The sequence below is a fragment of the Roseofilum capinflatum BLCC-M114 genome, assembly GCF_030068505.1.
Lineage (GTDB): Bacteria > Cyanobacteriota > Cyanobacteriia > Cyanobacteriales > Desertifilaceae > Roseofilum > Roseofilum capinflatum.
Genome location: NZ_JAQOSO010000019.1, coordinates 34,141 through 56,197 on the forward strand (window position 1 = coordinate 34,141; position 22,057 = coordinate 56,197).

19 protein-coding genes are annotated in these 22,057 nt (G+C 48.0%); 14 read left to right on the forward strand and 5 right to left on the reverse strand.

The genetic code is table 11. From position 1 onward, the window contains the following. Positions 1 to 133 precede the first annotated feature (133 nt). The gene (gene devC / locus PMG25_RS04435) at positions 134 to 1,312 is read left to right on the forward strand and encodes an ABC transporter permease DevC (RefSeq protein ID WP_283765701.1); all 1,179 of its coding nucleotides are present in this window, start codon (positions 134 to 136) and stop codon (positions 1,310 to 1,312) included. Between the two features lie 134 nt (positions 1,313 to 1,446). Then, a complete protein-coding gene (locus PMG25_RS04440; RefSeq protein ID WP_283765702.1) occupies positions 1,447 to 2,160 on the forward strand; it encodes a DevA family ABC transporter ATP-binding protein in 714 nt (237 codons plus the stop codon). Positions 2,161 to 2,186: 26 nt separating this feature from the next. Here PMG25_RS04440 and amt read toward each other — a convergent pair whose 3' ends face one another. Further along, a complete protein-coding gene (amt, locus tag PMG25_RS04445) occupies positions 2,187 to 4,697 on the reverse strand; it encodes an ammonium transporter (protein WP_283765703.1) in 2,511 nt (836 codons plus the stop codon). 193 nt (positions 4,698 to 4,890) lie between these two features. Between amt and PMG25_RS04450 the strand changes: the two genes are divergently transcribed. After that, positions 4,891 to 5,526, forward strand: a complete 636-nt coding sequence (locus PMG25_RS04450) for a ThiF family adenylyltransferase (RefSeq protein ID WP_283765704.1) — start codon at positions 4,891 to 4,893, stop codon at positions 5,524 to 5,526. A gap of 238 nt (positions 5,527 to 5,764) precedes the next feature. On the opposite strand, the gene PMG25_RS04455 is transcribed toward PMG25_RS04450, so the two are convergent. Together PMG25_RS04455 and PMG25_RS04460 are read right to left on the reverse strand one after the other, a co-directional pair. Continuing rightward, entirely contained in the window at positions 5,765 to 5,983 is a 219-nt protein-coding gene (locus PMG25_RS04455; RefSeq protein WP_283765705.1) for a hypothetical protein, read from the reverse strand. After that, positions 5,980 to 7,746, reverse strand: a complete 1,767-nt coding sequence (locus PMG25_RS04460; protein WP_283765706.1) for a S8 family peptidase — start codon at positions 7,744 to 7,746, stop codon at positions 5,980 to 5,982. Before PMG25_RS04460 ends, PMG25_RS04455 begins: the two co-directional genes overlap by 4 nt. 188 nt (positions 7,747 to 7,934) lie before the next feature. Here PMG25_RS04460 and PMG25_RS04465 point away from each other — a divergent pair, with 188 nt between their 5' ends. From PMG25_RS04465 to PMG25_RS04495, 7 genes are all read left to right on the forward strand, one after another. Further along, on the forward strand, positions 7,935 to 8,354 hold the full coding sequence (locus PMG25_RS04465; protein ID WP_283765707.1) for a hypothetical protein: 420 nt from the start codon (positions 7,935 to 7,937) through the stop codon (positions 8,352 to 8,354). Positions 8,355 to 8,443: 89 nt separating this feature from the next. Further along, the gene (locus PMG25_RS04470; RefSeq protein ID WP_283765708.1) at positions 8,444 to 9,259 is read left to right on the forward strand and encodes a cell division protein FtsQ/DivIB; all 816 of its coding nucleotides are present in this window, start codon (positions 8,444 to 8,446) and stop codon (positions 9,257 to 9,259) included. Between the two features lie 324 nt (positions 9,260 to 9,583). Beyond that, on the forward strand, positions 9,584 to 10,870 hold the full coding sequence (gene ftsZ, locus PMG25_RS04475; RefSeq protein WP_283765709.1) for a cell division protein FtsZ: 1,287 nt from the start codon (positions 9,584 to 9,586) through the stop codon (positions 10,868 to 10,870). Positions 10,871 to 10,882: 12 nt separating this feature from the next. Further along, positions 10,883 to 11,692: a bifunctional hydroxymethylpyrimidine kinase/phosphomethylpyrimidine kinase gene (gene thiD / locus PMG25_RS04480; protein WP_283765710.1), complete on the forward strand. Its 810-nt coding sequence runs from the start codon at positions 10,883 to 10,885 to the stop codon at positions 11,690 to 11,692. Between the two features lie 121 nt (positions 11,693 to 11,813). Further along, positions 11,814 to 12,539, forward strand: a complete 726-nt coding sequence (locus PMG25_RS04485; RefSeq protein ID WP_283765711.1) for a pyridoxine 5'-phosphate synthase — start codon at positions 11,814 to 11,816, stop codon at positions 12,537 to 12,539. Positions 12,540 to 12,626: 87 nt separating this feature from the next. Then, positions 12,627 to 12,956, forward strand: coding sequence for an MgPME-cyclase complex family protein (locus PMG25_RS04490; RefSeq protein WP_283765712.1), 330 nt, complete (start codon positions 12,627 to 12,629; stop codon positions 12,954 to 12,956). Between the two features lie 95 nt (positions 12,957 to 13,051). Next, a complete protein-coding gene (locus tag PMG25_RS04495; protein ID WP_283765713.1) occupies positions 13,052 to 13,693 on the forward strand; it encodes a hypothetical protein in 642 nt (213 codons plus the stop codon). Here PMG25_RS04495 and PMG25_RS04500 read toward each other — a convergent pair. Further along, on the reverse strand, positions 13,674 to 14,111 hold the full coding sequence (locus PMG25_RS04500) for an NUDIX hydrolase (RefSeq protein ID WP_283765714.1): 438 nt from the start codon (positions 14,109 to 14,111) through the stop codon (positions 13,674 to 13,676). The genes PMG25_RS04495 and PMG25_RS04500 overlap by 20 nt on opposite strands. A 200-nt stretch (positions 14,112 to 14,311) precedes the next feature. On the opposite strand from PMG25_RS04500, the gene recG reads away from it, so the two are divergent. The 3 genes from recG (at position 14,312) to PMG25_RS04515 (ending at position 20,281) form a co-directional block, all read left to right on the forward strand. After that, entirely contained in the window at positions 14,312 to 16,756 is a 2,445-nt protein-coding gene (recG, locus tag PMG25_RS04505; RefSeq protein WP_283765715.1) for an ATP-dependent DNA helicase RecG, read from the forward strand. A 244-nt stretch (positions 16,757 to 17,000) separates the two neighbouring features. After that, positions 17,001 to 18,485, forward strand: a complete 1,485-nt coding sequence (locus tag PMG25_RS04510) for a methyl-accepting chemotaxis protein (protein ID WP_283765716.1) — start codon at positions 17,001 to 17,003, stop codon at positions 18,483 to 18,485. Positions 18,486 to 18,832: 347 nt separating this feature from the next. Beyond that, a complete protein-coding gene (locus PMG25_RS04515; RefSeq protein ID WP_283765717.1) occupies positions 18,833 to 20,281 on the forward strand; it encodes an ABC transporter substrate-binding protein in 1,449 nt (482 codons plus the stop codon). Between the two features lie 50 nt (positions 20,282 to 20,331). Here PMG25_RS04515 and PMG25_RS04520 read toward each other — a convergent pair whose 3' ends face one another. Beyond that, positions 20,332 to 21,597 carry a DNA cytosine methyltransferase gene (locus PMG25_RS04520; RefSeq protein ID WP_283765718.1) on the reverse strand — a complete coding sequence of 422 codons (1,266 nt, stop codon included), beginning with the start codon at positions 21,595 to 21,597 and terminating at the stop codon, positions 20,332 to 20,334. 51 nt (positions 21,598 to 21,648) lie between these two features. On the opposite strand from PMG25_RS04520, the gene PMG25_RS04525 reads away from it, so the two are divergent. Further along, positions 21,649 to 22,011 (forward strand): 7(1) septoil knot domain-containing protein, encoded by a 363-nt coding sequence (locus PMG25_RS04525; protein WP_283765719.1) that lies wholly within the window; start codon positions 21,649 to 21,651, stop codon positions 22,009 to 22,011. Positions 22,012 to 22,057: the final 46 nt, after the last annotated feature.

A 22,057-nucleotide genomic window follows, 5' to 3' on the forward strand; every position in this document is an offset into this window, starting at 1 on the left:
GGGGCTTAGAGTCCCTTGTCTTATTTGAGAACAGGGTGCAGTGCATTTTGGCTAAAATTTACGGATAACGCAAGATTGAGGTCTCACCTGATGACTTAAGATCTTACCAATTCACCCATCAATTAAAATAAACATGCTTCGTTTCCTCAAAAACTTAACCCGCCGAACTCCCCTTGGATTTCTCCAACTCAGTCACGATAAAACCCGGCTGTTAATCGCCATTTCCGGCATTGCCTTTGCCGATCTTTTAATCTTCATGCAACTCGGATTTCAGACCGCCCTTTATAACAGTAATACCCGGCTACATAATGCCTTAGATGCCGATATTATTCTTCTGAGTCCCCAAGCGCGAAATTTAATCGATTTAAGTACCATTACCCGTCGCCGATTATATCAAGCCATGGACGTGCCAGGAGTCGCGGATGCTCAACCGCTTTATGTGAATATTGCGGACTGGAAAATCCCCGGCAGTGGACGAGCGACTAAGATTTTAGTGTTAGGCTTTAATCCCGATCGCCCCCCCTTCAAAATCGCGGGTTTAGATCAACACAACTCTCTCATTAAATTACCGGATACCGTCGTCTTTGACCGAGCGGCGCGAGGCAACTATAGTTATGCCATAGACCAAATTTTAGCGGGTGAAACGGCTACAACAGAGGTAGAAAATCATCAGATTGAAATCGCGGGACTGTATGAAATTGGCGCATCCTTTGCAGCCGATGGTACGATTATGACCAGCGATCGCAATTTTATCCGCATCTTTTCCCCTCGTCGGGATGCGGGAGGAGTCAATGCAGGGTTAGTCTATTTGGAACCCGGAGCCGATCCGCAAGTCGTAGCCGATCTGCTCAAAAGCCGCTTACCGGAAGATGTACAGGTGTTAACCCATGAGGAATTTATCGCCTTTGAAAAAGAATATTGGTCAACCAATACCGCGATCGGGTTTGTGTTTCGCGTCGGCGCAGTCATGGGTTTTTTAGTCGGCTTAATTATTGTCTATCAAGTGTTATCCACAGATGTGGCCGATCACTTGGGAGAATATGCCACATTTAAGGCCATGGGTTACCAACAAACCTATTTATTAGGGATTGTTTTTGAAGAGGCTATAATTCTAGCAGTAATCGGCTTTTTCCCCGGTTTAGTCGTTTCCATGGGATTATACCGTCTCACCCGTCAGGCGACCAATTTACCCATGTATATGACCCTTTCGCGAGCGGTGTTTGTCCTAATTTTAACGATTGTCATGTGCAATTTGTCCGGAGCGATCGCCACCCGCAGACTACAAGCAGCCGATCCGGCCGATTTGTTTTAACCGCTTGCCCTCATCCCCTAGCCCCTTCTCCCACAGGAGAAGGGGGAAAGTCCCTCTCCCATGGGAGAGGGATTTTCCGCAAAGCGGACATGAAAGGGAGAGGGCAAGATCAAGTTGAAAAAGGAATAACTATTATGTCTAAACCTTCTGTAATTACCATTAACCATCTTGACCATTATTTTGGTAAAGGTCATCTTCGCAAACAAATCTTATTTGATATTCAGCTCGAAATTAAGGCTGGTGAAATTATCATTATGACCGGGCCTTCCGGATCGGGAAAAACCACCTTATTAACCTTAGTAGGAGGACTGCGATCGGTGCAGTCGGGAAGCGTCGAGGTTTTGGGGGAAGAATTTTGTGGCGCATCTGCGCGTAAACTGACAAGAGCCAGACGCAAACACGGTTATATTTTCCAAGCTCATAACCTGCATCAAAGCTTAACGGCGCTGCAAAACGTGCAAATGGGATTAGAAGTGCATGGAAAATGGTCATCACAGGAGATGAAAGAGCGATCGGCAGCCATGTTAGAACGGGTAGGATTAGCAGAACATTTACACTATTACCCTGATAATTTATCCGGGGGACAAAAGCAACGGGTGGCGATCGCCCGCGCTCTGGTTAGCCATCCTCCCCTGGTGCTTGCCGATGAACCCACTGCTGCTCTAGATAGCCAGTCTGGACGTTCTGTCGTCGAGTTAATGCAAAGTTTAGCCCAGGAACAACACTGTACCATTTTGATGGTCACCCACGATAACCGCATTTTAGATGTCGCCGATCGCATCATCCACATGGAAGATGGACAACTCTCAGAACGAGATCAAAGCAGCCAATTCAATCTTCAAAGCTAGAGTTCAAACTGGTTTTGGCTTGATAGCTAGGCGATCGGTTTGCGCTTAAACACCACTAATGTAATATCATCATACATCGTGCGGGAGCCGATATAAGAAAGTACATCTTCAATCAGGCGATCGCGAACCTCTTCGGCTGACCCATGCCACACCTGAGTGATGCGATCGCAAAATCGCTCCAAACCATAATGCTTGCCCTCTGCATTTTCCGCTTCCGTAATCCCATCCGTATATAAAATTCCGCCATCTCCCGGATGTAATTGCACCAAAATTGAATCGAAAAAAGCAGACACATCCTCTTGTAACCCTAAAGGAATCCCCAAATCAATTGTATCAATACGCTCTATGGTTCCATCCACACGCACAATCAAAAACTCCTCATGTTGACCACTCAACCTGAGCTTGCCATCCGCATAATCTAAAATACTTAACGTTAAATTTTTTTCCGACTTCATCCGTTGTACATTATGATAAATCGTGCGATTTAAAATATCTAAAAAGCGCTCAGGATCGGTTTCTTGAGTTTCTAATAATGTCCGGACTGCCGTTTGCACCATAATTGACAACACCCCACTTTCCAATCCATGACCCGTCACATCGCCAATGGCAATTTTCACCCCCATATCGTGCAGTAAAACATCATAATAATCTCCACCTACTTCCGTTGCCGGTTCCATAAATCCGGCAATTTCCAAGTCTGGAATAGCCGCCAACTCTTCAACCTTGGGCAACAAAATTTGCTGCAATTTACGAGTCACATTCAACTCTGCACTCATGCGTAAATTTTCTTCTTGCAGTTGCTGATTTAGAGCCAAAATTTCTGCATTAGCTTGCGCTAAATCGGCTTCCGTTTTCTTCCGTTGCGTAATATCTCGAAACGTGCCCACATAAAACGTGCGATGCTCTCCTAAATTCGCCTTAGTGACCGTTGCCTCTACCGGAAACTCTTCTCCATTAGAGCGTAACCCTAAAACCTCGTGCCTACCCGGTTTAACCAGCTCTCGAATTACCGTTAATCGGTCAGCTAGAGGATAATCTGGAATAGCAATTAATTGATGGATTGATAATCCCATTAACTCCGAGAGGGGATAACCAAAAATTTTTTCTGCACTGGGATTAGCTTTAGTAATTTCTAAATTATCTAGAGTAAATGTTAAAATTCCATCACTGGCGGTATTAAACACCGCTTGAGTTTTGCTCACGGCTTCCTCTAGAGCCGCCATCACCTGATTATAACGATGGGCAATTTGCCCCACTTCTGTAAAGGGTTCTACCGGTACGCGCAGAGCTAGATCCTGATTATTCGCCTGCTCTTGCATGACTTGAAATAGATCGTGAATTTCTGTTTTCGCCTGATGCTCAGAAATATTTAAACCCACTTTTTCGTCAGCTAAAGAAACTCGTAAGGAAATCAACTGATTGATGCTCCACACAATTCCATAAGTCAGACAAAACGCCCAAACTCCAGCAATAATAATTCCTAACAGTTGTACGCCAAATTGTTCTCGAATTGTTAACCCCGTACCCAAAATTTTGGGGTCGCCAAACCAGGCAACGGCCAAGGTTCCCCAAATACCAGCTCCTCCATGAACGGCGATGGCATCAACGGCATCATCAATTTTTAAATCTTCCAGCATTTGAGCGACAATCATCATGATTCCTGCTCCGACCATGCCAATCATGACTGCTTCTAAGGTGGTGACCGCATGACAAGAGGCCGTTACAGCAACTAACCCAGCCAAAGACCCATTCATTAAGGCTTCTACCTGGGGAATTTTGCGCCGATACCAACCAATTGCTGCACCAGTCAGCATTCCCGATGAACCGGCCATTAGGGTATTGACCATAATTCCAGGTACTTGGTCATTGAGGCTTAAGGTGCTGCCTCCATTAAATCCTAGCCAGCCGAACCAGAGCAGTAGAGTCCCCAGGACAGCCAGTTGCATATTAGACCCATGAATTTTGCGGGGGTGTCCGGAATATCGAAATCGTCCGGCACGGGGGCCGACGACTAACAGAGTGGCTAAAGATACCCAGGCCCCAATGCTATGAACCACGGTCGAGCCAGCAAAATCGACAAATCCTAGATTCCCTAACCAACCGTGGCTTTCTCCTAGGTAGAGACCATTCCAGGCCCAACAGCCAAAAATGGGATAAATTAAGCCAGAAACGAGACCCGCCACTACCAAATAGGAGACAAATTTCATCCGTTCTGCAACTGCACCGGAAACGATGGTGGTGGAGGTGCTGCAAAACATGGTTTGAAAGAGAAAGAAAGTGGCGACGGAGGGGGTGCTAATATTAATAAAAAAGTTACTGGTTCCCAACCATCCGCTAGGGTTTTCTCCAAACATTAGGGCATATCCGATCGCCCAAAACAGGCTCACCGAAATCCCAAAGTCAGCTATATTTTTAACTGCAACGTTGATGCTATTTTTGGAACGGGTGAGACCAGATTCTAGACACATGAATCCGGGTTGCATCAGAAAGACAAGCCCGGAACAGACCAAAACCCAAAGAATATCAGTCAAATTCATAAAGCAGGGGGATCAGCGATCGCCCCAGGGTCAGCAGATCAGTCAATACTCAGAAAAAAGAGGGAGTGTTATTAATAGTATATTATTTTACACTATAAAAGCAATTGATTCTGCATCTACCATAAGGCTTAACCTTTAACATTTTAACATTATACAATGGAGATCCCCCTTGTCAGATCTGTCAGGTATCACCATGTCCATGTTTTTTCATGAAGAATTACATCGTACAGCAGCCGTTATGCAACGGCTGAAGGACTTTCCGATCGCCATTTGTGGGGCGGGTGCTTTGGGGGGCAATCTGACGGAAAATCTGGCCCGAACAGGACTAACTCAAATTAAGGTGATTGATGGCGATCGCATTGAAGAGCGTAATCTCTCCACCCAACCCTATTATCAATCAGATGTGGGCGCTTATAAAGTTAAAATCCTTACTAATACTCTCTATCGCGCTCTCGGCATCAGTTTACAGAGTATCAATCAACGGTTAACCGATGACACCGTTCATAAATGCCTGAAAGGTTCCTCATTAGTCATTGATACCTTTGACAACAGTCCCAGTCGCCAAAGCGTCAAAGACTATTGCAGCAGTCATTCAATTCCCTGTCTACATATTGGATTAGCCTCAGACTATGGGGAAATTATTTGGAACGATCATTATCGCGTCCCTTCACCCGTCAATGATGATATCTGTGATTATCCCCTCGCCCGCAATTTGGTCTTACTCACGGTTGCGGTAGCCTCGGAAGCGATTTTGAGGTTTATTACCGAGCAAAAACAGGATAGCTATACGATTACGTTTGCTGATTTTTCCATCAAACTTATGGAGTAAGTTTTGGAATTTTGGGGAGTGCGAGCGTCTCGCTCGCTAGAGTTAAAAACCAGTCTCGCTAGAGTTAAAAACCAGTCAGGTGGGCATTGCCCACCCTACTGGCTTGGCAAGCTTAAAACTGTAGGTTGGGTTGAACGAAGTGAAACCCAACTTTCGTCAGACGGGTGTTGGGTTTCGTTCCTCAACCCAACCTACACTCTTACCCCCAATTTTAAGCTTGCCGGTCCACTACTTAGATTTATAGAACTTCAAAGGAATGGACTTCCAAAACCGGGCCAATCATAGCCAAGGTCATCACATCCTCGCGAATGGTTCCTTCAACCTTGACCTGAAGCCCAGATTGCTTGATCTCATCCGGAGCATCCTTGAGTTCATAGGTTGTCCCATCGGCTACTAGGGCCCAAGTGCCCGGGCCCATGGGTTTATGTTCAATCACCCCATTAACAGTTAAACTCATGCGGTTTTTCCTTCTCCAGTGACGGCTAAACGAGCAAGGGCGAAGCAGAGGAGGGCGTTTACCCCTAGGAACAGTTGAGCGGGCCAACCCGATCCTAACCAGAGCATTGCCGGGTCAGTGACGGCGCTAATGCCTAGGAAACTGGCAAATCCTAAGCTTGTGCCAATGGCTAACCATTTCCCGGAAGGATTCCCCAAGAGGGCAATCACTAGGATGAGGGGAATCAAAACACTGGCGAAAATGGGGTTGAGTAAGGGACTGCCGCTAATGACGTTACCCCATTCGGCGATCGAGCTGCCCATCATCCGGAAGGGCCATTGGGGAACATCAAAGAAATATAATCCTCGGAGGAAGAATAGTCCGGTACTTCCGGCCACTAAACCGGTGCTTAACGATCCGCTCCAGGCAAAGGGGAAATAGTTCCGCAGCAGCCAAGCGAGGAGATAGGAACCGAGTACCATGGCAATTTTGGGCATTAAGGCGATCGCCCCACCATCGATCCAGAAGCGAGGATTCAGATAGCCATTATCCCGCAACCACCGGAAGAAGTCTTTGAACGTAATCTGACCTTTCAGAGCCAGTTTAACGGCGGCTCCGGCATCTAATTGACCCGCGCCAAAATGATTCAGGGGGTCTTCTTCCACTGCACGAGATGATTCTTTGAGGATTTTGAGGACATCTTCCGGGTCTTCTACGCCCACTGATTTAATTAAAGCAGCAACTCCGGCCACATGGGGCGCGGCCATGCTGGTTCCCTGATAGCCTTCAAAGACGGCTTTTCCGGTTTGGGGATCGATGGTGTTTTGCAGAATTTTACCGGCTTCTGAACCGCCGGGAGCCGAGAGGTCTACCCCCGCGCCATAGTTGGAATAGGGAGCTTTTGCGCCAGAGGGATCGAGGGCAGAAATCCCGATCGCATGGGGATAGCGAGCGGGATAGCTGGCAGCATTCTGATTGGAGTTCCCGGCTGCTGCCACGACGACTAAGCCTTTGTTATAGGCATAATCGATCGCTTCTTTGAGCAGAGCGCTTTCCCCTGCTCCCCCCAAACTCAGGTTAATCACATCGGCTTCATGGTCGGCAGCAAATTTAATCGCCTCGGCAATATCAGCCACCGTGCCGCCCCCGCTTGCTCCCAAGACTTTCAGGGGCATTAATTTGGCTTCATAGGCGATCCCAGCTACCCCGTAGTCATTATTGGTCGATTGGGCAATGGTTCCGGCTACATGGGTTCCATGACCGGCATCATCTTTGGCTTCGATGCGATCGTTTACAAAGTCATAGCCCTGAGCAAACTTCGTATCCTTAAGATCGGGAACTTGAGTAATTCCCGTATCAATCACCGCCACGGTTACCCCCTGGCCTTTGGTGTCATCCCAAGCGGACTCCATATTGATACTGCGGAGGTTCCACTGTTTGGCATAATCGGGATCGTTGGGGATCTCTGTGGCCTGATAAATATAGTTCGGCTCAATACTTTCGGTATAATTTTTCAGGTCTGTAGCTTGCAATTGCTCTAACAAGAGGCGATCGCCCTCGACAATATAAACATGATCGTCAAGAGAAAATTCACTATTGAGTCGCGGAGTTGTGCCATACTCTTGATGAAGAGTTTGCACCCATTCAGGAATTTGGTTGGCCCGCTCTTCGCGAAAATCCAGGATAATCGATTGATAGGTTCCTTGGGTTGCTAATCCTTCCGAGTTGAATAGGGCAAACCCTAATGTAAAAATAAATAAGCACAGGAGTAGAAATTTTTTCATTGCTGACACAATCGGGATTCGGTGGTCACAGATACTTAGGAGTAGAAGTTAACTGAGAAGCTCTTATAACCATAACTCATCCCCAAGGGGATTTGGGGGGCCTGTAGCCGGATTGTTAACGATTCTTTTCAGATTGGCGATAGCGGAAAAATGGTTTCCATCTCCAGAAATCACGAACGAGAAAGATTATGGAACGAGGTTTACTCTGGTTACCCTTACTGGCCGTATTTATTGGATTAACCTGGGCCGGGTGGAGGGAATACCGGAAATTACAAGTCTATGAAGATTGGGCTAAAGACTTTGAGCGCTATAAATATGATATTTATGCGGCGTTGGGACAAAAAGGCGATCGCCTAACTTGGGGTCAACCCACGGTTTCCGGGGTGATTAACCCTCAAACTTTAGCTCTAAGTGACCTGGAAAGCCTGCAACTGTGGGTCGATGGGGAAATAGTCAGGGATGAACCCCCCCAAGGAAAAACGGTAACCTTAGCCTTACAGTTGAAAGGACAAAAGGAACCTGTGAAAATTCCCTTCACAGATGCACAATTGGCCAGGGAATGGGGGAACTATTTAAATCAGGAGTGGTTGCAGCACAACGAGGGTTAAGAGTCCTGTGGGTAGAGGGGTAAAACCCCTTATCCCCCATTCCCCATTCCCTCTTGCCTTTTGCCTTTTGCCTTTTTCCTATTCCAACAATGACCCTTATTCAACCGATTTCTAAACAGGAATTACTCGAACGACGCAAACAACTCCGCCAAAGGCAACGGTTGAAGGTACTACAAACCCTGTGGCAAACCGTGGCTGTTGGGGCGATCGCCTATGGGGGAGGATGGCTGCTCACCCAACCTAACTGGGCGATCCGCGATCCCGAACAAGTAGTGATTACGGGCAATCAATTGGTGACCGCCGAAGCCTTGCGGGAGATTTTACCGATCGAGTATCCTCAATCGGTCTTTCGACTCGAACCCCATGAAATTGCCCAAACCTTAGAAGTGAATGGCCCCGTAGCGCAAGCGCGAGTCACTCGTCAGTTGTTTCCCCTGCGATTACACATTGAAGTGAAGGAGCGGTTTCCGGTGGCGATCGCCATGACCTCTCGACACAATAAAACGGTGGGTTTAATTGATGAACAAGGAATCTGGATGCCCTTGGAAAACTACACCCAATTGACCGATTTTCCTCTTCCTCCCCTGAAAGTTATGGGCCAACTTAGCCATTATCAATCCCATTGGCCCCAAGTCTATAGAGTTCTCAAGGAGTCTCCCGTTCACATTACCAAACTCAACTGGGAAGACCCTAAAAACCTAATCCTCACCACAGAATTAGGCCAAGTGCATCTAGGAACCTATACCCCCAACTTTGCTAAACAAGTACAACTGCTCGATCAGATGCGAGAGCTACATAAGCAGGTCGCTCCTGGGCAAATGAACTATATTGATCTGAGAAATCCAGACGCTCCTTCGATTGAGATCAAGTCCTCCTCAACCCCATTCAACCCTTCTCAAAATTGAGAGAACTCTGACCGATGAGAGGATGAATCGGTAAATTTAGGGAAGAGTTAACGTTTTTTCTAGGGAAGTCTGATAAACTTCTGGTAACGATTCCCCCTTGACTCGATGAGAGAACCTGAAGCTGAATATATAAACTCATGAGTAAAAGCTATGATAAGCTTCATCGGTGGTATGGTGAATCCGCCAAGTCCCTGGCTTGGCCAAGTTTGCGGGTATAAGGAGTGAGCGCTAGGGCCCATTTGTGCCAACCTGACTAGTGGTGTCAATCCTTAACCATCTTGATACTATACATTCATTGATATTTACTGTGTAAAGCAACTGCCCATGACACCTCCCAATCAGAAGCTGGGGAATGTCCCCCTCAACTCGAATCGCGATAGTCAATCCAATGCTTCGACGGCCGTGGATTCAGGAAATCCATTTAAAAGTGCTGGAGTCTCTTCTTCTTATTCTAAAGGGCATCAACAGATGGTAAGCGATGAAGATCAATTACAAAATATTACACCGAGTAGTGTGGCCAAAATTAAGGTGATTGGTGTCGGGGGGGGCGGCGGTAATGCGGTCAACCGGATGGTGATTAATGAGGTCTCTGGGGTAGAGTTTTGGTCAATTAATACGGATGCCCAAGCCTTGGTGAGTTCAGCCGCCCTGAATCGATTGCAAATTGGGCAGAAGTTAACTCGTGGACTGGGTGCAGGGGGCAATCCGGCGATCGGACAAAAGGCGGCAGAAGAGTCCCGTGATGAACTGGCTACGGCTCTGGAAGGTTCGGATCTGGTGTTTATTACCTCTGGTATGGGGGGTGGCACGGGAACGGGAGCCTCGGCAGTGGTAGCAGAAGTGGCGAAAGAAGTCGGGGCCCTGACGGTGGGGGTGGTGACTCGCCCGTTTACGTTTGAAGGTCGGCGGCGGATGAGTCAAGCCGAACAGGGGATTGAAGCCCTGAAAAGTCGGGTGGATACGCTGATTGTGATCCCCAATGATAAGTTGTTGTCGGTGATTTCTGAGCAAACACCGGTACAGGAAGCGTTTAGGGTCGCTGATGATATTCTGCGTCAAGGGGTGCAGGGGATTGCGGATATTATTACGGTTCCCGGCTTGGTGAATGTGGATTTTGCCGATGTGCGAGCGGTAATGGCGGATGCGGGATCGGCCTTGATGGGTATTGGGGGTGGTTCGGGTAAGTCGAGGGCGAGGGAGGCGGCGATCGCCGCTATTTCGTCGCCCTTGCTGGAGTCTTCTATTGATGGCGCGAAAGGGGTAGTGCTGAATATTACGGGTGGGAGTGACCTCACTCTATTCGAGGTGAATGCGGCGGCTGAGGTGATTTACGAGGCGGTCGATCCCAATGCCAATATTATCTTTGGTGCGGTGATTGATGAAAAACTACAAGGGGAAATCCGGATTACGGTGATTGCTACCGGGTTTACGGGGGAAGTTTCCTCATCGGCAACAGTACAACAGCAGCGATCGAATCCCACTACCTATCAAGCGCCCTTTACCCCTTCTCCGGCTCCAGCTCCTTCTCCGAGTCCTTCTCCTATGAGTCCTCAACCTAAAGGGTTGGATATTCCTGATTTCCTCCAACGTCGTCGTCCCCCTAGAAACTAGGAGGAGGAGTTGATGCAGTCTAAAATTCCCGTTGTACTAACGATCGCCGGATCGGATAGTGGGGGAGGCGCAGGCATTCAGGCAGATTTACGCACGTTTGCGTTTCATTGTGTCCATGGTGCGTCCGCTCTCACTTGCGTCACGGCCCAAAATACTGTGGCCGTTAACCGAGTCGATGCCTTGCCTCCAAAAGCTGTGGTGGCTCAACTCGATGCAGTGGTTGACGATCTGGGGGTTCAGGCCTTGAAAACAGGGATGTTACTGAATGCGGAGATTATTGAGGCTGTGAGCGATCGCCTGCAAACTCTGCAACTGCGTCCCCTGGTTGTCGATCCGGTGATGGTCTCTCGCAGTGGGGCCCAACTGATCGATCGGCAAGCAGTAGAGACCCTGCAACAGGCGTTAATCCCCCAAGCCACTATAGTGACTCCAAACCGCTATGAAGCTCAGTTGCTCACGGGTGTAGAAATCAACTCTTTACAGGCAATGAAGGAAGCGGCTGAAACCCTAAAATGGCAATCTGGAGTGCAGGGAGTTTTGATTAAAGGCGGAGGAATGACCGGAGAATTACGGGGAATTGATGTTCTGCTTGATAACCAAGAAATGGTAGTGCTGGAAACGGAATGTATCGACACCCGTAATACCCATGGAACCGGATGTACTCTTTCAGCAGCGATCGCCGCCAATCTAGCCACCGGCCATTCTATAGGAGACTCTGTGCGTCAAGCGAAACACTATGTCACTGAAGCCCTGAAATGGAGTTTAGAAATTGGTCAAGGAACTGGCCCGGTGGGACATTTCTTTCCCCTTTGCCTGAATTAATGGGTCTTCAGTAATTTCTTCAGTAATCAGTACCTCGATCGAGAGCCAATTCAGTAAGCGCAAGCAATTAGAGTATAATCAACCCTATAGATTCTGATTACAGAGTATAGGAGGTAGATGATTGCCCACATTAGGTGTAAATATTGACCATATTGCCACGATTCGTCAGGCTCGGAAGACGGTAGAACCCGATCCAGTGGCGGCCGCAGTGTTAGCTGAACTCGGTGGCGCAGATGGGATTACGGTGCATCTGCGGGAAGACCGTCGCCATATTCAAGACCGAGATGTGAGAGTCTTGCGCCAGACGGTGCGGACTCATCTGAACTTAGAAATGGCTGCTACGGAGGAAATGGTGGCGATCGCCTTAGAGATCCAACCCGACTATATCACGCTAGTTCCCGAACGTCGAGAGGAAGTGACCACAGAAGGCGGTTTAGACATTATTGCCGGAGGAGAACGACTCGCCAATGTCGTCCAAACCCTGCAAAATGCCGGTATTCCCGTCAGCCTGTTTATTGACCCCAACCCCGACCAGATTAAAGCCTCAGCAGATATCAAAGCCAAATTTATCGAACTGCATACCGGAACCTACGCCGAAGCTCATCAAGAAAACGAACAACGCGACCAACTACACCTGCTCACCCAAGCCTGCGAACAAGCCCGTACCCTAGGCTTACGAGTCAACGCTGGCCATGGTCTCACCTACTGGAATGTCTATCCCGTTGCCTGCATTCCCGGCATGGAAGAACTCAACATCGGCCATACCATTATTAGTCGGGCTGCCCTCGTCGGCCTAGAACGAGCCGTGCGGGAGATGAAACACGCCATCCTGGGCACAACCCCTTAATAATGGGAAAGATCGCCCCTTACCAATTCCCCCATCGTGACCATTTACCGGTAAAATAACTCTCTGTGTTCACGTAAACCAAACCCTATGACCACTTATCACTACGTCCTCGCCAGCAAAAAATTCCTCATGGAAGAGGAACCCCTAGAAGAAGTCTTGCGCGAAAGAACCCGGAATTACCAAGAAAAAGAAAAAGAAATTGACTTTTGGTTAGTTCCTGAACCCGCTTTTCTAGACGCGCCCGAACTATCTGCGGCTAAAGCCAAATGTCCCCAACCGGCAGCCGCCATTATCTCAACAGACCCTCAATTTATAACCTGGCTCAAACTTCGCTTAGAATATGTGCTGACGGGTGAATTTGAAGCCCCATCAGACCCGATCCCCGATCCCTTAGCTTCCCTTGTTGCTTCGTCTTAAAGTCTATTGAGGCCCAGTTATGGGTCAGACTAAATCGGTGTAGGCAAGGAGAGAAACAGGGAAAACTAATCACTCAAACAACCGATTCTACTCCTATGCCTTTTTACCCGCACAACTCTAGTCTGGCTCAAGTTTTCCGGGCGATCGCCGGATTGTCCACTGTTTTCCTATTGTCTCCCCCTGCCTGGGGTCAAACCCGCCCATTCCCCTGTCCTCCACCCAACCCAGGGGAATATATGGTTTTGGTGCAAACGCCTGACTCCTCTAGTCAGCAACTGGTGCTTGAATATCTTTTACCCACGAATCAAACAGCCCAAGTCTGTCAATACAATCAGGAAATGGTTATCCAAATTCGTCATCTCGCTAATGCCCAAGTGAGTCAGCGTTGGAGCCAATATATTACTGAAAATACGGGCTTACAAGCGCTGATGATTGACCCCGACTCAGGTCAAAGGGTAGTTCAACCGAATCCAAACCCAGGTTTACCCTCCCTCAGTTCAGGATTTGCCGTGTTAGTTAATTCCAATAATCAACCAGATACGGCTCGGCAACTACAAATCCTTCTGAGAACTGCTATTTATTGGGTAAATTTCCAGGGAAATTCTTATTTACTGGCGCTCCAGAGTGAAAACCAAGAAGAAGCCGCCGCTACCTTAATGTCTTTGAGCGATCGCGGCTTTTCAGCTATCCTGGTAGACGCTCGCCAAGTCCAACACCTTACCCCCAACCGGCGTTAATCACACTCAATACAATGCGTTGATGGGGGGTTCCCAAAGGTCGAACTTCATTGGCTTTGACTGAAAACGCCTGCCCTTCCTGCACCTGCTCTGGGGTAATTAACTCCATATCCCACCCTTCACCGAGAATTAGCCTCTCCAGTGGCACGGTTAACGGGCCATGATAAATATGGCGCACAATTCCTGGATCGGTATCACAGCCGAATTTATGCAATTCTGGGGGACAATAGCCAATTTCTTCGAGCAATTCCCGTCGTATACCTTCATCTGGGGACTCATCCGGCTCTAAATGACCGCCAAACAAGCCCCAAAACCCTGGATAGAGTATATTGGGAATGCGATCGCGCAGTTGCATCAGATAGCGATTTTCACGGTAAAGAACAGCTAAAGCAACCTCGGTGGGTTGTGCTTCCATCATAAACGACCCATTCTCATGTTCTCTTTAAGTTTAAGAGATCGGGTCTCTGGTGTTCCTTGGGCAGGGTATGCTGGCAGGGTTTGAATCATATTGCTGCCTACTCCTGCCCACCCTACGATATCTGCTACTCCGCCCTAGAGCCTAATGATCTATCATCAAGGGGAACAGCCCCACCCTCGCCTATCTGCCTTCTCAGCACCATGACTCAAGAACCCGACTGGCAAAGACTCCAAAAAGCCTTGACAGTAGAACAGGAGCGCGGATTTAATGACCTGCAAGGCAAACAATATCGGTTTAGTCAGTTCCTCAGCCTCAGTTTTGCTAACCCTCCCGCGTCCCTTTCGCCACGGGAAAAGCGCCAATGGACGCAACTCTCGGATCAATTCCAAACCTATCCCCAGTTTACATTTGCCCAGCGCCAACAGCTTGTTGCTCAGGCGCGGAAGTTTCTCTCAGACTCCCAAAAGCGCTTTCAGAACCCCCCAGCGATTCCTTCCCCAAAACCTGCTCCTGCGGCAACGGTGCGCGAAAAACTGCCAGAGACGACGGAGCATGATCGCCTTTTAAAGGAGCTTCCTGAATTTTCGGTGTATCATGCGCGACAGTTAGCCAAACTGAACTTAAATACCGTTCGCGATCTCCTATTTTATTATCCGCGCAACCATGCCGATTATGCCTCACAAGTTTCTATCGCCGATTTAGAACCAGGGGAAACCGTCACCGTAATTGGCGAAGTCAAGCGCATTAACTGTTTTTCTTCTCCGCGCAATAAGAAACTCACCATCTTAGAACTTGTCCTCAAAGATGCCACAGGACAATTAAAAATCTCCCGCTTTTTTGCCGGAGGCTATTTTACTCAGAGGGGATGGCAAGAAAGCCAGAAACGCAATTATCCGGTTGGCTCGATTGTGGCGGCTTCGGGTTTGGTGAAGAAGAATAAATATGGACTGACGTTAGATAAACCCGAATTAGAGGTTTTAGAATCTTCCGGAGAATTGGATTCTCTGATTGTGGGTCAAATTGTGCCCATTTATCCCTTAACGGAAGGGGTGACAGCCGATACGGTTCGTAAAGCGATTTGGCGAGTTTTACCGACTGCCAAGCAATTAATCGATCCAGTCCCTGAACCCATTTTAGCGCCCTATAATTTAGTGGGACTCTCTCAAGCAATTACTCAAATTCATTTTCCTGACGATCAAGATAATCTAGAGCAAGCCAGACGGCGACTGATTTTTGATGAATTTTTCTATTTGCAAGTAGGCTTTCTTCAGCGCAGACATAAACAGAAGAAAAATCAGAAAGCGATTCCCTTAATGCCGACGGGCAAATTAATGGATCAGTTCTATCAGGAGTTGCCGTTTGCCCTAACGGGGGCACAGGAACGGGTGGTGAATGAAATTTTAAGCGATCTGCGATCGCCCACTGCCATGAATCGTTTAGTGCAGGGGGATGTGGGTTCCGGCAAAACCATCGTCGCGGTAATGGCGATTCTAGCGGCAATTCAGTCCGGATATCAAGCCGCGCTCATGGCTCCTACGGAAGTGTTAGCCGAGCAACATTACCGCAAATTAGTCACCTGGTTTAACCGTCTCCATTTACCGGTGGAACTGCTCACCGGTTCCACGAAAGTGAAGAAGCGCCGCGAAATTCACGCCCATTTAGAAACGGGAGAATTGCCTTTACTGGTGGGAACCCATGCCCTGATTCAAGACGGGGTAAACTTCCATCGTTTAGGCTTAGTGGTGATTGATGAACAGCACCGCTTTGGGGTAGAACAACGGGCACTCTTGCAGCAAAAAGGAGAATCTCCCCATGTTTTAAGTTTAACGGCAACCCCCATTCCGAGAACCTTAACGTTAACCATGCATGGAGATTTAGATGTCAGTCAAATTGATGAACTTCCCCCCGGACGACAAGCCATAGAAACCCTGGCTTCAACCCATAAAGAACGCAAAAAAGTTTATGAACTGATGCGCCGAGAAATTGCCCAAGGGCGACAGGCGTATGTGGTGTTTCCGTTAATTGAGGAGTCTGATAAACTGAATGCTAAAGCCGCGATCGCCGAACATAAAAACCTCTCGGAAACCATTTTTCCTGAATTTCAAGTGGGTTTACTCCATGGTCGCATGAGTGCGGCGGATAAGGATGAAGTGTTGACCGCGTTTCGAGACAATGAGGTGCAAATTATGGTCTCGACAACGGTGATTGAAGTGGGGGTTGATGTCCCCAATGCTACGGTGATGCTAATCGAAAATGCGGAACGATTTGGCCTTTCCCAACTGCATCAACTGCGGGGACGAGTGGGGCGAGGTTCCCATAAATCCTATTGTATATTGTTAACGAATTCTAATAATCCTGATGCTCGCCAACGGTTAAATGTTTTAGAACAGTCTCAGGATGGCTTTTTTATTGCGGAGATGGACTTACAATTTCGCGGCCCTGGGGAGGTTTTAGGTACTCGTCAATCGGGTTTACCGGATTTTGCTCTAGCCAGTTTAGTCCAAGATCAGGATATTCTGATGTTGGCACGGGAAGCGGCGGAAACTTTGATTGCTGAAGATCCAGAGTTGGGAAATTATCCCTTCATTAATCAAGAATTGCAACGGCGCTATGAACAGTTAATGGGGGGAGCTATTATGACCTAAACTTAACCTATAGCAAGTCCATTTGAGTTGTGAAATAGAAAAAGCCCTCTCCCTTTCATGTCCGCTTTGCGGAAAATCCCTCTCCCACGGGAGAGGGACTTTTCCCCTTCTCCCTTCGACTTCGCTCAGGACAGCGCCTGTGGGAGAAGGGGGTAGGGGGATGAGGGGCAATGATTTATAACTCATTTAGAATTGCTATAGATCTGCAAACCAAACTGTTCTAACCTGAAAAGAGAATTGTTCTATGATAGAAACTCCTCTGCAAACGACCGAGTTGCTCAAACAGTTTAAGCTACGAAATTCAATTTTGCTGGGCTATTCTATTCCGGTGGTTTTATCAGTGTTGACGGCAATTTTGGTTTATGTTCAGGGGGTGAGAGTGGTGCAGGAACGATCCAAAAGAGTTACGGTTTTGCACAAAAATATTGATGAGGTGCAAGATCTGGCCTTTAGTATTGCGGAACTGGAAAAAGCCGGCCGGGGTTATTTGCTCGGACAAAGAGCTGATGAGTTAGAGCGCTATGAATATTGGGATACCCAATTCTACAACCAATCTGAGATTATTCGCGCCTTGATTCAAGACCCGCAACAGCAACAGACGCTGAATGAAATTATTGAAGTGGGCGATCGCATGAATGAGTTGTATCGGCGCTTGATTTCCTATCTACAATTGGGCAAACCCCAGAAAGTTGAGCAAATTTGGCTAGAGGGTGAGGTGCAAGCCATTACCCAAAATCTAGAGGACTTGGTGGTTCGGTTTGAAGCCAACGATCAAAGGATGCTCGATGAGGAACAAGGGAAACAGCAACAGGCGCTGCAAGGGTTAACCTTGTTGGTGTTCGGCATTGCTGGAATTTCTGCTGTGATTGCTTTCGGGCTGGGTATAGGCATTGCTACTGCCATTAGCCAGCAGATGATTCAAGAGACTAGCGCGATCGCCGCTACATCCGAAACGATCGCCAATACCCTGGAAGAACAAGAACGCAATAGCACCCAACAAGCCAGCGCAGTGCGGGAAACCTCCACCACCCTCGATCAACTCGGCTCCTCCCTTCGTAATGCCGAAGAACAAACCAATTACTCGGCGATCGGAGCTAACCAAGCCTTAATCCTCTCAGAACAGGGTCAAGCTGCGGTACAACGCACGTTAACCGGTCTCGGCAATTTACAAGCTAAAGTGGGAGAAATTCGCCAGCATAGCGATCAACTGACGGTTAAATCCGTGGAGATCGAAAAGATTACCCAAGTGGTGAGACAATTAGCTACCCAAACCAATATGCTTGCCCTCAATGCTAGTATTGAAGCGGTACGAGCGGGAGAAAAGGGCCAAGGGTTTGCAGTGGTTGCGGCAGAAATTCGTACCCTGGCAGATACGACCAAAAAATCAGCCGTGCAGATCGATGACCTAATTACAGAAATTCGTATGGAAATTGACACCTCTGCCCAAGCAACGGAAGTGGGGACTCAAACGGTGGCCGAAGGGGTGGAAATCGGTCAAGAAATGGCTGAAGCCTTTAGGGGGGTGATCGATGCTGTGCAGCATGTGGTGAGCAATAACCAAGAATTGGCTCTGAATGCTAAACAACAAGCCCAGGCCATGGAGCAAATTTTGACGGCGATGAATGATATTAATCAAGCAGCCGAAAATAATGCTTTGGGAGTTAGTCAACTCCGCACGGGGATGCATCAACTCAATCGTGCCTTACATAATCTCAGAGCTTTGGTTTGAATGAGTTGAGTTGAGTAATGATATCAAGTTCGTTGGATTAGTTATATAGCAAACCTAAATGAGTTATGTAATGGTTGCCCCTCATCCCCCTGCCCCCTTCTCCCGCAGGAGACGGGGAAAAGTCCCTCTCCCGTGGGAGAGGGATTTTCCTTCGGACATGAAAGGGAGAGGGCATTTCCCGTTGCACAACTCATTTAGACTAGCTATTAGTATGTCATTGCGAATGGAGCGGAGCGGAATGAAGCAATCTCGCCTATCCTAGTAAACTCGGCGATTGCTTCCCTGCGGTCGCAATGACCACTGTTTAACCGGACTTGATATGAGTTATGAGTTATGAGTAATCAGTCATGAATAAGATGCTGAACTTGTCCACCCACAGTCATATCGGGGGGATCGCCTGTCCCTATTGCCAGGACTTAGAACTTCAGTCTAGGTTAGAGGGGATACTTGCCCAGTCCCGATCGCCTGCATCCCTTAAGGTTTGGCAAGACCTGCTCAACCGTGCCGGGGGAATGAGGAGTGTGATCGGGGCAGCTTTTGGCGATCGCCTGCTCGCCGAGGGTGGGCTTCCCCCTGCCCCCTCCGCTCATTTTGACCGGCGTAAGTTTTTACAACATCTGCTCCTGGGGGCCATGGTCACCACCCTCACCAACTGTACCGGCTTAGGCAACTCTCCAGACCCCTTTGCCGAAGAGGTTCCCACCACCCGCCTAGAGAAAACTCACCTGAAAATCGCCTTTCTCCCCATTACCTGTGCCACCCCGATCATCATGGCCCAACCCCTAGGGTTTTATGCAAAATATGGCTTAACCGTGGAACTGATCAAAATGAACAGTTGGACTCAGGTACAAGAGGCGGCGATCGCCGGTGAACTCGATGCCTACCATATGCTCTCCCCCATGCCCCTCGCCATGTCTTTAGGTCTTGGCTCGGTTCCCACTCCCATCAAGTTAGCCAGCATTGAAAACATTAATGGTAATGCGATCACCGTAGCCTCCCGTCATCGGCAAAGTGTGAAAGGCCCCAGTGACTTCAAGGGTTTTCGCATTGCCATTCCCTTCGTCTATTCCATGCACAACCTGCTGTTGCGCTACTACCTAGCCGTGGGGGGACTCCATCCCGATCGCGACGTACAATTAGTCACTTTACCGCCGCCCCAAATGCTCAGGGGTCTTCAGGATGGCACGATTGATGCCATGATTGTAGCCGAACCCTTTAATCAACAGGCCGTCGAGCAAGGCATTGGGTTTATCCATTTGCTCACTCAAGAACTATGGCCCGGTCATCCCTGCTGTTCCTTCACGGCATCGTCTGCTTGGATTAAAGAGCATCCCAGTACCTTCCGCGCTCTCAACAAAGCCATTATTGACAGTGCAAATTATGCCCGGCAAGGCCAACATCGACAGGAAGTGGCTCAGGCGATCGCCTCCCCAGAGTACATTAATGCTAATCTTGCCACCGTTAGCGCCGTATTAACCGGCAACTTTGAGGATGGCTTGGGAGTGCGCCGCAACATTCCCGATCGCATTGACTTTGACCCCTATCCATGGAAAAGTTTTTCCTATTGGATGACCACCCAATGCCAGCGCTGGGGACTGCTGACTCAGAATAATTTTGAGCATGAGGCGATCGCCGATCAAGTCTTTATGACTGGACTTGCCCGACAATTGAGTAAACAATTGGGTCAAACCCCCCCTACCCTCATTTTGCGCTACGAAGACCTCAAGTTTGGTCGCTTTGATCCCACCGAACCCAACCAATATCTGCAACAGCAAATCGCCCAATATAAGTTCTAATCTTCTCCTCTAACTCGCCTGTCATCGGGCGATCGCCTTTACTACGTGGGTTACTGTACTCTATAATAACGGGCGGCCGTGGTGCTATCCCATTCTAATAAATCGGTGTGATACTCCTGTGGAGTCGCTTCGCGATCGAGTTGAATCGTTTTACGGGGACGCACGGGAGCATAGCCTAACGCTTTGCCAATTTCAGCAGCGACGGCTTTGGCTAAAAATGGGGGAACTGAATTTCCCACTTGGCGAAACCCGTGCCATTTTGTGCGATGAAACCGAAACCAGTCGGGATAAGAATGGAGCCTGGCAGCTTCGCGAACGGTGATACATCTCGGTTCAAAGGGATGGATGGGACGGGGAGAAGTGTACGCACCGCGATCGCCGGGTGTCCCTGCTCTTAAAGTATTGCAGAGTCCCTTGGGATCGAGCCTCAAAAATCGACTAATCGGTTCCACTTTTCCCGGTTTTGTTGCCTTAAATCTCTCGATGGATTCAGGGGTATGACGAGTTTTTAAGCTGGAAGTCAACAGGGTTTTATCATACTTTCGAGGATAAGAATAATCATCCACTAATTTCAATACTCCATGTAAAATTTTACCATAATGACTATGATTTCTAAATGGAGCTATGACCCAATCTTGGCTGTCGAGTTCTGGATATCGATAAATTTTAGGTAGTCCTTCAATGGCATCTTTAACGGTGGGATGGGGATCGAAGTAGGGTTCAGGGTTACTGATCTGAGTTGAAGTGAAGTGGGTTAAGGGTTGGGGATACTGGGGAAGGCACAACTCTTGATGACATCCCAGTAAAAAGAGTCGTTCTCGGTTTTGAGGTACGCCATAGTCACGAGCGTTGAGGATTTTGTAGTTGCGATCCACTTTATAACCATGGTAGGCAAACTTTTCAATAATTTCTTGGATAAATAAACGATGCTCTCCCATGGCCATGCCTTTAACATTTTCAATCACAAAAAACTTGGGTTGCAGTTGCTGAACAAGGCGGATAAAATGATAAACTAGGGTATTGCGCGGATCGTCTAAAGCGCGTTTACCAATTACCGAGAATCCTTGACAGGGAGGGCCACCAAAAACTACATCAATGGGTTTCTTGCCAATGGCTGATTGTTCTCGGATTTCTGCGGCGGTAATTTGGGAGATATCAGCACAAAGAGTCGTCCAATGGGGGAAATTATAGTGATGAACGCCGCAGTGAATGGGGTCTATTTCTACGGATGCCAAAACATCAAACCCCGCTTGCTCAAAACCTAGGGTCATCCCTCCTGCACCGGCAAATAAGTCTACAGCGATCGGTCTAGACACGGTTTTGAAACACTGATTGGATAGCAGTATATTATAGCATAATTGGGTGAAATGAAAAGAGGTCAAATCATGCGGCGATCGCTCCCACAAATAGCGCTTTTCAGTCTGAGTCTTTTTCTGGCTATCATTTTAGCAGCTCTGCCGGGAAAAACAGAGGATGGAATTAATTCCGAAAATTGCAGTTTTAACGGCATTCAGCTCTATGGAAATGTGCAAGTGGTGGAGCATTTTCCCGATATTCAGGTGCAGGTGGTTGAGTCATTCCCGGATCTAAACGTTAAATGGGTTGACCATTTTCCCGATGCTTGTGGAAAATGGAAGCAGGTCGAGCATTTTCCGGATTTTAAGATTAAATATGTAACGAGTTTCCCGGATGTGAAAATCAAGACCGTTGAATCTTTTCCTGGTATATAGCAAACCTAAATGAGTTGTGTAATGGCTGCCCCTCATCCCCCTGCCC